At 45.4% G+C, this 9,667-nt stretch carries 8 protein-coding genes; 5 read left to right on the forward strand and 3 right to left on the reverse strand.

Annotated features, from left to right (window positions below):
* Positions 1-801: 801 nt before the first annotated feature.
* Entirely contained in the window at positions 802-2,070 is a 1,269-nt protein-coding gene (locus L0J61_RS06025; RefSeq protein ID WP_301465430.1) for an SIP domain-containing protein, read from the reverse strand.
* Positions 2,071-2,309: 239 nt separating this feature from the next.
* Here L0J61_RS06025 and L0J61_RS06030 point away from each other — a divergent pair, with 239 nt between their 5' ends.
* The 5 genes from L0J61_RS06030 (at position 2,310) to L0J61_RS06050 (ending at position 8,353) form a co-directional block, all read left to right on the forward strand.
* Positions 2,310-3,074, forward strand: a complete 765-nt coding sequence (locus tag L0J61_RS06030; protein ID WP_301465431.1) for an ABC transporter ATP-binding protein — start codon at positions 2,310-2,312, stop codon at positions 3,072-3,074.
* A gap of 72 nt (positions 3,075-3,146) precedes the next feature.
* Entirely contained in the window at positions 3,147-4,181 is a 1,035-nt protein-coding gene (locus L0J61_RS06035; RefSeq protein WP_301465432.1) for an ABC transporter substrate-binding protein, read from the forward strand.
* Positions 4,178-6,277, forward strand: coding sequence for a Fe(3+)-hydroxamate ABC transporter permease FhuB (fhuB, locus tag L0J61_RS06040; protein ID WP_301465433.1), 2,100 nt, complete (start codon positions 4,178-4,180; stop codon positions 6,275-6,277). Before L0J61_RS06035 ends, fhuB begins: the two co-directional genes overlap by 4 nt.
* Before the next feature lie 192 nt (positions 6,278-6,469).
* Positions 6,470-7,354 (forward strand): TonB-dependent receptor plug domain-containing protein, encoded by an 885-nt coding sequence (locus tag L0J61_RS06045; protein WP_301465434.1) that lies wholly within the window; start codon positions 6,470-6,472, stop codon positions 7,352-7,354.
* Positions 7,355-7,363: 9 nt separating this feature from the next.
* The gene (locus L0J61_RS06050; RefSeq protein ID WP_301465435.1) at positions 7,364-8,353 is read left to right on the forward strand and encodes a TonB-dependent receptor; all 990 of its coding nucleotides are present in this window, start codon (positions 7,364-7,366) and stop codon (positions 8,351-8,353) included.
* A gap of 7 nt (positions 8,354-8,360) precedes the next feature.
* Here the strand turns inward: L0J61_RS06050 and L0J61_RS06055 are convergent, their stop codons facing one another.
* The gene (locus L0J61_RS06055; protein WP_192995486.1) at positions 8,361-9,293 is read right to left on the reverse strand and encodes an IS3 family transposase; all 933 of its coding nucleotides are present in this window, start codon (positions 9,291-9,293) and stop codon (positions 8,361-8,363) included.
* On the reverse strand, positions 9,239-9,550 hold the full coding sequence (locus L0J61_RS06060) for a transposase (RefSeq protein ID WP_192523544.1): 312 nt from the start codon (positions 9,548-9,550) through the stop codon (positions 9,239-9,241). Before L0J61_RS06060 ends, L0J61_RS06055 begins: the two co-directional genes overlap by 55 nt.
* Positions 9,551-9,667 lie beyond the last annotated feature (117 nt).

Below are 9,667 nucleotides of genomic sequence, written 5' to 3' on the forward strand. Positions count from 1 at the left end.
TTGAGAATGAAAAATCAGCATACTGTATTCTAAAGCATGCTTTTTGCGGGCAGTTCTCTTCGTAAAAAGAAGGTTCATAAGGACTATATCTTTTATAAACATATGTTGTCAACAATATTGCATTATTAACATATGCTAGCTTATTTACCGAGATTTCATGTGATATCGTCGCATCATTTTGGACTCAATACGCCCTAACGTTGACGGTGTTTTTCTTGCGCAGAGTTTTGCGCTTTTACTTCCACGGGTGATTTTTTTGTTTTGCTAAGCTGCTGTGATGTAGATTGGTTCGGGGCTTAGCTTGTCTTGAAGTTTTGACTTGTCTGAATGTTTTCTGCGTTACTCTGTGTTTTTTAGACTGTTCAGCCTTTTTTTGACTTTGAAAATGTGAGTGTTGAGCATTACCATTATAGGCAGCGTTGGCTTGTCCAACCGTAGCAAAGCAGCTAGAGGCAGCTAGGATAGAGCCAATTGCAATGTTTTTTAACGTGGTTCTTTTCATTATTATTTCCTTTGAGTTTCATATGAATATAGCTTATAAAAGCTGATTTATTTGAGAGTAAGTCGCTGCTATCAATAAGCAGCTGTGTTACTCCATCTATAAAAGAGATGATATAAGATAACGATGTTGCGTATATTTATGAAACTTAAAGAAAGGTAATGATTGTTGCGAATGCTGGCTTATAATTTCTACTTGACACCTATATGGTACGTGGTATCTATATGATATGTGACGTCTATATAGTGGTGGTAAAAGATTCATTATAACAAAGGCAAGCAGGGGACATTGTACTTACTGGTTCAGTCATGACGCCAATATACCTTGATGACAGCGTCTGTACGGCTAAGTTGTAGTCGCTCTCTCAACAAGGGGCGCAGTGCCTTGGCCGTTTTTGCTTCTAGCGCTCCCCAAACCTTATCTATCTGTAAAGGGTTTTTGTTTAAGTAATCACCGAGCTCGGTATTGATTGTAGAAGCCAAACTCTGACCTAGGTCGTCTTGATCAATGATAATCGGTAGCACGGTAACTGGGTTGTCAGTAACTGGATCATCAGTCTGGCTCGCCACGCTGGTTTCAGGCGTTTTTATACCGCTGCCTATTTTAATGTCATTGAAATACTGTTGATCGGCGGCGTCTTGCGTGACACAAATAATCAACGGTGGCTTTGGGTTGTCCCACAGCTCTAGCAAACGGGCAGCCGTCGGCATCGAAGTCTCATCTACGACTAGCAGCGCTTGACCGTCTTGTAAGTGCTCAATTTTTTCAGGAAACTCTCTTTTGGTGATAACGGTATCGTTTGCTTTCAGAGCGGATGCCCAGTTACCGCCTGGCGTGTCTCCATGCAAGTAGACATCGACCCAAGCCTGCATGCTATCAGAGGTTTGCCATGCTTTTCTGAGTGTGTAATAACAGTGAGAGCGATTGGGGGTAGTACGCTTCTGTGTATCGTCATCATTGCTTTTGTTGGCATTGGCGTTCGTGGCGTTACTAATATTGTGTTCTAAATCGAACAAATACGCATAGCCTGCTTCGTTTGTGGGTACTGCGGCTGGGTTTGATGAGCCATCAGCACCATTCGGTGTCGGTGAGGTGTGCATGCTCAACTCAAGGCGTAGCATGTTTTTGCTGACCATGTAGCTATCTCGTACATCAAATACTTGTTTGGTCAGCTTGATGGTTTTTTTGCCTAGCTTTTTATCCGCTTTTTGTTTGAGTAAAATGTACTGAGCCTGTAGCTCCTCAATTTGGGAAATAGGAGCGGCAAAAGCAATAAAGAAAACTTGTTCCTGAGCGCTGATTTGCTCTGAATCAGTGGGTGGTTCCTCTGAAGTCTTGGGACGTGTTGATATCGTGATACCTTCAGCGTATATGCCTGTTAATTGTACGTCTAGCTCACTTATTTCCGTGGTAGACAAAGGAGTAAATGCACCCAAAAACCCGAGTAGCTCGTCGATATGCTCTTCATTAATGTGAGCAAGAATACCGACGATTTCAGGAGCATCTAGAGAGGTGTAAGGGCCGCTTTGGTTGTTGTTGGTGTTTTTAGCAGCTAAAAGAGAGTTGGTCATATCTATACTCGCAAACAACGATAAATCAAAAAATGAATAAGAAAATAAGGCAATCAAGTTTATATGTAATGATAATTGTTTTTGTTACTGTTTACGAGTAAAATCCTTGCTAATTGCCTTTTCTATAAATGAAGGCAGAGTGCAATTCGCCAGCAATAGGCAAGATAAGTGTTGATAGGCAAAATTGTGTTCAATACTGCTTTTTACTAAAAATGTTTTTACCAAAAATGAGTGACTATATGCTACGTGCAAACAAGCTGACCATGAATCGTCAAGGAAATATCTTACTAGACAATGTGAGCTGCGAGATTGGTGCCAACCAATTGGTCGCCTTGGTCGGGCATAATGGCTCTGGCAAGTCGACCTTGATTAAAGCCTTGGCGGGCGAGATGACAAGTAGTAGTGGCAGCATCACTTTAGATGACACAGCAATCAGCGACTATGGCAGTAAAGAGTTGGCTTGTCAAATGGCTTATCTGCCACAGCAATTGCCCGAGGCAGCTGGATTTACGGTGCGTGAGCTGGTCATGCTTGGACGCTACCCACATCAAAAGTGGCTGCAAAAACCAACGGCAATTGACAAGGAAAAAGTAGCACAAGCAATGAAAGTCACCCAAGTAGAGCCGTTTGCCGATCGTATTACGGCGACGCTGTCCGGAGGTGAGCGTGCCCGAGCATGGCTTGCGATGTGTTTGGCGCAAGACACTCGATATCTATTGCTTGATGAGCCGCTTGCCGCACTTGATATGCATTATCAAATCGAGGTTATTCAATTGATTCGTCGGTTGGTAGATGAGCAAGGTTTGAGTGTGGTTATTATCATACATGACATCAACTTAGCTGCGCAGTACGCAGATCGAGTTGTCGCCTTGAAAAAAGGACAGGTGTGTCATAACGGTGATGTTAGCAGTACCATGCAACCTGAAGTCCTGCACGATATCTTTAATGTTGATATGCAGTTACTCAAACATCCTGTCACTGGACAGCCTGTTGCCGTGGCCTAATCTTTATTGACGCTTAATCTGCTCACCCTCTAGCTTGCCTACTTTACAACCTGCCTATAAAGATCTGCTTTTATGTCCCCTGTTTTTTATACCTCCAAAACCTCAGTGCCTATGTCAAAGTCAAAGACCATGCCAGTGTTAGATACCATTCCAGTTACCATACTAAAGTGGATGACGCTTGCATTGTGTCTAGTGTTAACTGCCTGTGATAGTACCCAAACGCCGCAAGAAAATATTGAGCAAGTCGATGAGTCACAGTCTGTAGATACCGTCAATAACGGTAGTGCCCAAAGCCCAAGTATACAAATCGTGTCTCCTGACTGGGGCAATGCAGCCACTTTGACAGCGATGGGGTATCCACCTATCGCGACAGGGGACGCAAGAGTCTGGCATAGATGGGTCGGGTCACCAGAGCTACCACCTGAGACGATTGACTTGGGCATCCGTTATCAACCCAATGCAGAGTTGATAGCTCAGCTTCCTGTTGATCTGGTCATCGATAACCCGTTCTATGAGCATGCTCGTAATTTATACGGTGATGTGCCCGCAGAATCGGTGTTGTTTGCTGCCAAAGGTGATATTGCCCAATGGTCTGATTACACTGCGCCTACACGAGAGTTGGGTGAGCTTATCGACAACCCTAAAATGGCTGAGAATTATATTTCACAAAGCGAAAAAGACATCACCCTTGCTGGTGAGCAACTGCAACAGCGCTATCCAAACGTTAAAAAGTTTGCGGTGGTGCAGTTTGATGCTGTTAACAAGATTCGTATGTATGTCGCCAACAGCTTGTTTCGACCGGCGCTAACAGGCATGGGCAAAGAGCTTGATACATTGGGAGAGGGCAATCAATGGGGGTTTATGTCGGTACGTATGGGGGATTTGGCAGCGTTAGATGATGATACTTGCTTGTTGGTTGTAAACCCCGTTAGTCCTATCACGCGCGCTGAGATTGAGGACAGTTTGGTTTGGCAGCGATTGGGCTATGGTAGTGATCGCTGCGTGGGTGAGTTGCCGCCAGTATGGATATACGGTGGCATGTCATCATTGGTTAGCTTGGCAGACAATCTATCAAATGTCAGCTTAGAAGGTGGGGCAGCATCATGAGTATAAAAACGACTGATAAAACTGATAACACAGTTGCCGATAATACCAACAATAGCATTGACGCTACTCCGTCATCATCACATGGTTCGAAAAAGCATGGTTCGAAAAATCTCGTGGCTTCCGAGTCATGGCGTTTTTGGGCGATGTTTATCGTTCTCGTACTGCTGTCGGTATGGAGTGGTTGGGTATTAATCTCTCAGGAGTGGACACGCCCACTTGCTGATTTATTGATGCCAAGCTCGCAATTGGATATCGCAAGTATGGCGATGCAGCTACATTTGGTGGCGACTGCGGTGGTGGCACTTCTGGCTGGCGGGTTGTTAGGTGTTGTGAGTATTTTGCTACAGCAACTGGTCAAAAATCCATTGGCGTCAGACACGACATTAGGGGTTGGTGTTGGTGCGCAGTTGGCCCTGCTCGTCGTGACGCTATTTTTGCCAAGCTTGGCTATTTATGGTGGCATTTATGTGGCCTTTGTCGGTGCGATAATGAGTATGGGGCTGGTGTTTGCCTTATCAGCACCCAGCCGTTTTAATCCATTGATTTTGGTACTGGCCGGTTTGGTGGTAAATATCTTGCTCGCTGCCGTTGCCAACGTCATGATATTGTTTTTTGCTGAGCGTAGTAATGGCATATTTTCATGGGCAGCAGGGTTTTTATCACAAAACAGCTGGCATACCAGTATCGCGCTACTCATCGCTGCGGCTGTGATGGCAATGGTTTGTTTGCCTTTGTTAAAACCGCTGACGTTGATGAGTCTAGATGATGCACAAGCCAAACGTTTGGGTGTGCCCATCAATGGCATACGCGGCTTAGTGGTACTCGTTGCTGCAGTTGTCACTGCTTTGGTAGTGAGTGAAGTTGGTTTGATAGGTTTTATCGGGCTGGCTGCTGCTAGTTTGGTCAATGCGCTAGGTATCTCGGCTATTGGTAAGCGTCTTATTGTTGCGTTTGTATTGGGCGCACTGCTTTTATTATTGACCAGTAATGTCGCGTTATTGCTCGAACCGATACTTAATATGCAAATTCCAGCAGGGGCGATGACAGGTATTCTGGGTGCGCCATTGATTATTTGGCTGATTTTGCGTCAGCGCCGCGAGCGTATAGAAGCCGTGACACCGATGGTCGCTGGCAAGGATAGTAATATTGCACTGTGGCGTTGGGGCGTTGGTGTGGCCAGTATCATCCTATTGGCTTGTCTTTTCGTCCAAGACATCAACGGCTGGAGACTCAGTACGGATTGGGCGCTCACTCAGCAGTATCGCCTGCCTCGTAGTTTGAGTGCGGCAGCAACGGGTTTGATGCTTGCGGTGGCAGGGGTACTGTTGCAGACGCTGACTCGCAACCCTATGGCTAGCCCTGAAGTGTTGGGTGTTAGTTCGGGCGCCGCGCTAGGGGTGATTTTAGGGTTTATATTATTGCCGGCTCTGGGATTGTCTGCAGGCGCAGGTACCTTGTTGATTTCAGGTTTGTCAGGCGCCATGGCTGTGCTGCTACTTATCGTTTGGTTGGCACGCAAGGTGAGCTCAGGGTATTTACTGCTGGTGGGTATTGGTATTGCTGCGATGATGGATGGCGTGATGCACATGGTCAAGCTGTCTGGTGATCCACGTTTAGAGGCGATGCTCAGTTGGCTTTCAGGTACGACATATAGCGCGCAGCCGAGTACGGTATGGTATCTCATTGGTATTGCCATTATATTGTTTGTCGTCAGCCTGCTACTCCTAAAGCCTTTGCGCGTTCTTGGGCTAGGGACGGGTGTTGCTCGTAATTTGGGCGTCGCAGTAACGCCAGTAACCTTTGGTATATTGGTATTAGTAGCAGCACTTAGTACAGCGAGCACACTCGCGGTCGGACCATTGAGTTTTATTGGGTTAATGGTGCCGCATTTAGCCAGCTCGCTTGGTGCGATAAAGCTTGAGCGTCAGTTGCCTTTAGCAGCATTGTTGGGTGCAGGTATGATGGTGTTAGCCGATTGGGTCGGGCGTTATGTCATCTTCCCTTACGAGCTGCCTGCCGGTACGGTTGCCGCTATTATTGGTGGTGCGTATTTCTTATGGTTGATTCGTAAAGTGCCCACTGCTGCGAGTAGATAAGGTTTACTAGATAGCAGGTCATTTCAATAATATCGTCGTCGTAGGATCGAAATAAAAATTTTGCTGTAAAAATAAATGGTTATCATTTACAATATCGTTTACGAATTTAGTACAGCCAGTATCCTTAGATAAATAAATGAATGCCCTTATGTGACTATATAACCGAGTGACATATAACTGAGTAAAATGAATATGAGAAACCATCGCCAACTCGCACTATCCGTTCTTACGCTTTGCATCAGTCAGCAACTATACGCACAAACCGAGACCAATAGCGCTGACATTGCAGTATCAGCAGAAACCTCAGTGAAATATGTCTCAGATTCAGATTCAGATTCAGATTCAGATTCAGATTCAGATTCAGATTCGGATTCAGATTCAGATTCAGAATCGAACGAAACGCCAAACGTTACCTTAGACACGATTAATGTCACGGCTGATGCTAGAACAGGTACAGCGCTGGCACAAAAGATTAGTGAGATGCCAGCAGTCACGCAAGTGATTAGTGAGGAAGAGATTCAGGTGCAGGCGACAGGTGATCGTACTACTGGTGATATATTGGCACAGCTAATCCCAAGTCTGGGAGCAAGCAGTGGCTCAACCAGTAACTATGGTACTAGCATGCACGGTCGACCGGTACAGTTTTTGCTCAATGGTGTGCCACTTAGCAGCTCACGCAGTTTGTCACGAGAGCTCAACAGTATTGATCCAGCGCAGCTTGAGCGAGTAGAGGTGCTGTCTGGTGCTACGAGTATTTATGGTGCTGGTGCTGCCGGCGGTCTGATCAACCTTGTCACTAAATCTTATGTGGGCTACGGTCCGATCAGACAAACCCGACTAGGCGTTAGTAGCAGCCGAAACTTTGAGTCAGAGTCATTGGGTTATAGTGTCGGGCAAACACTAGGCTATGGCGGTGAACGAGTGTATGGTCGCTTAGATGTGGATTATGACAGTAAGGGTGGCAACTTCGATAGCAGTGGCGACCGAATTAGCCCAGACGTCAATCAAACAGATCAGCAAGATACTGAGGCTTTGAGTGTCAATGCCAGTTTGGGTATAGAGCTGACTGATAGTTAACGACTTGATCTGGCCGCCACTTATTACAATGATGAGCAAGATACTGACTATGGCCCAGATTATGGTGATGGTTTAGGCGTGCTACTGGATGGTGACACACCTTCATTACAAGCCATCGATGGCGCCAACATAGAAAACCAGCCGTACACCACCAAAACATCGTTAAATTTGAATTATGATAATGATGATTTTTTAGGGTCAAATTTAAGTGTGACTGGTTACTATAGAGATGAGCAAGGTCGTTTTTATCCATCAGGAAAAACGGCAGCACCTCAAGCGGCTGAAGAGTGGGTGGCTAACGGCCTGACTGACTCAGATACATTGGGCAAGCTACTAGGTGCTGCGACATTCGTCACCCAGTCAGAAGCAGATATTGAAGTCATGGGCTTGCGTGCAGCGATGCAGACGGATAGCGAAATCGCTGGCAAAGATACCTTATTTAGCTATGGTGTTGATTTTGAGCGTGAAAACAGTGAACAAACTTATTATGGTCAAGATTTAAATACGTTCATTGCTAGTAATGGTCTGAATGCTGAAACCAACGGTCTGACCTATAATGGTGGCCCAGCCACGACCATTGATAAATGGGGTGCCTTTGTCAATGCAGATGTGGATTTAACAGATAAGTGGCACACTAGTGCTGGTGTGCGCTATCAGAGACTTGAATCAGAAACTGACGCCTTTACGCCTATCTACGAGCAGCTACTGGAAGAGTACTTTAATAATCCTGCTATTAGCGATATCAGTGATGCGTATGGCATAGATTATCAAGCAGGTATGGTAGAAGAGGGCAGTACTGACCACGACAAAGTGCTTTTTAACCTTGGTACCAGTTATCAACTAACGCCAAACGACCAAGTGTTTGCGAACTTCTCACAAGGGTTTACAACAGCTGATATACAGCGCGCGCTACGTGATGTGCGTGCAGGTTTTGTTGTTAACTCAGACAATGTCCAACCAATTTCGATTAACAATTATGAGTTTGGCTGGCAAGTGTAGTGGTCAACTAATTTAGGACACCTGATAAGAGGTTTTTGTTAAAGTAGCGTTTCTCTTTTTCTAGCGGTGTTAAATAGTCATTAAAACGGTGTGGTCTCACTGACTGATAATAGCCCCAAATATAATCAATAATGGCAGTCCGAGCTTCAGCAATATTCTCATAACCGCCCTTTGGCATCCATTCTGTTTTAAAGCTCCTGAAGAACCTTTCAGTTGGCGCGTTGTCCCAACAGTTACCTTTTCGGCTCATGCTCTGCTTCATGCCATTACAACTTGCCACAGATTCAGCAAACTTCTTGCTAGTGTAATGGGTGCCTTGATCAGAGTGAAACAACACCCCACTTGGCTTTAAGCGCGACTGATACGCCATCTGCAGCGCTTTGGTTGTCAGCATACTGTCAGGCGAATCTGATACAGCAAAGCCAACAATACGACGAGCATATAAATCTAAAACGATAGCTAGGTAGCACCAGCCGCCTTTAATGCGAACATAAGTGACATCACCTGTCCAGACATGATTGGGCGATGTGGGGCTAAAGTTACGGTTCAGTATGTTGTCATGAGCTTTGTGTTCTTCATCACAGTGCTTGTATTTATGCGTCTTTAACTGACAGCTTTTAAGCCCCATGCTGCTCATAAGTTTACCTACCATATAACGGGTCAGCTTGATGCCGTGTTCATTCATTAGTATAGCGGCAATGCTGCGAGCGCCTGCTGAGCGCTTTGAGTCGTTAAATATTTGGCGGACTAATGCTTTAGTTTTGACGGCTTCAAGGCTGATGGGCTTGGGCTTTAGTCCATAGTAGTAACTGCTCCTCAATACCCCAAACAACTTGCATAAAAGGCTTTTACTGGCCCGTTTGTCTTGCTCTGCAAGCTTGCTTATCAGCGATAGCCGTTCAGGCTGTCCAAGGCCAGCAGAGCAGAAGCCTTTTTTAATATGTCGCGCTCCATAGTCAGCCGCTTAACCTGCTTACGCAATTCTTGAAGCTCGCGCTGTTCATCCGTTAAAGCGTTGCCGACTTTAGGCACTTGGCCACTCATTTCTTGACGGTACTGACTCAGCCATTTCTGCAGGGTAGATTTGCCAATACCCAGTGAGCTTGCCACATCAGGTATGGTGCGGTTGTGATCAGTGACTAAGCTAATCGCTTCTAATTTAAATTCTCGGGTATATTGGTTGCGTTTGTTGGTCATACTATTTTCCTTCTTTGGGTTAGTATAGCCTCTTAGCAGTTGTCCAATTTAATTATGCCACTACACATCATGCCACGATATAGCGAAGAACGTAAACAGGCTATACTCAGCAAACTG

Source organism: Psychrobacter sp. (assembly GCF_030457785.1).
Classification (GTDB): Bacteria; Pseudomonadota; Gammaproteobacteria; order Pseudomonadales; family Moraxellaceae; genus Psychrobacter.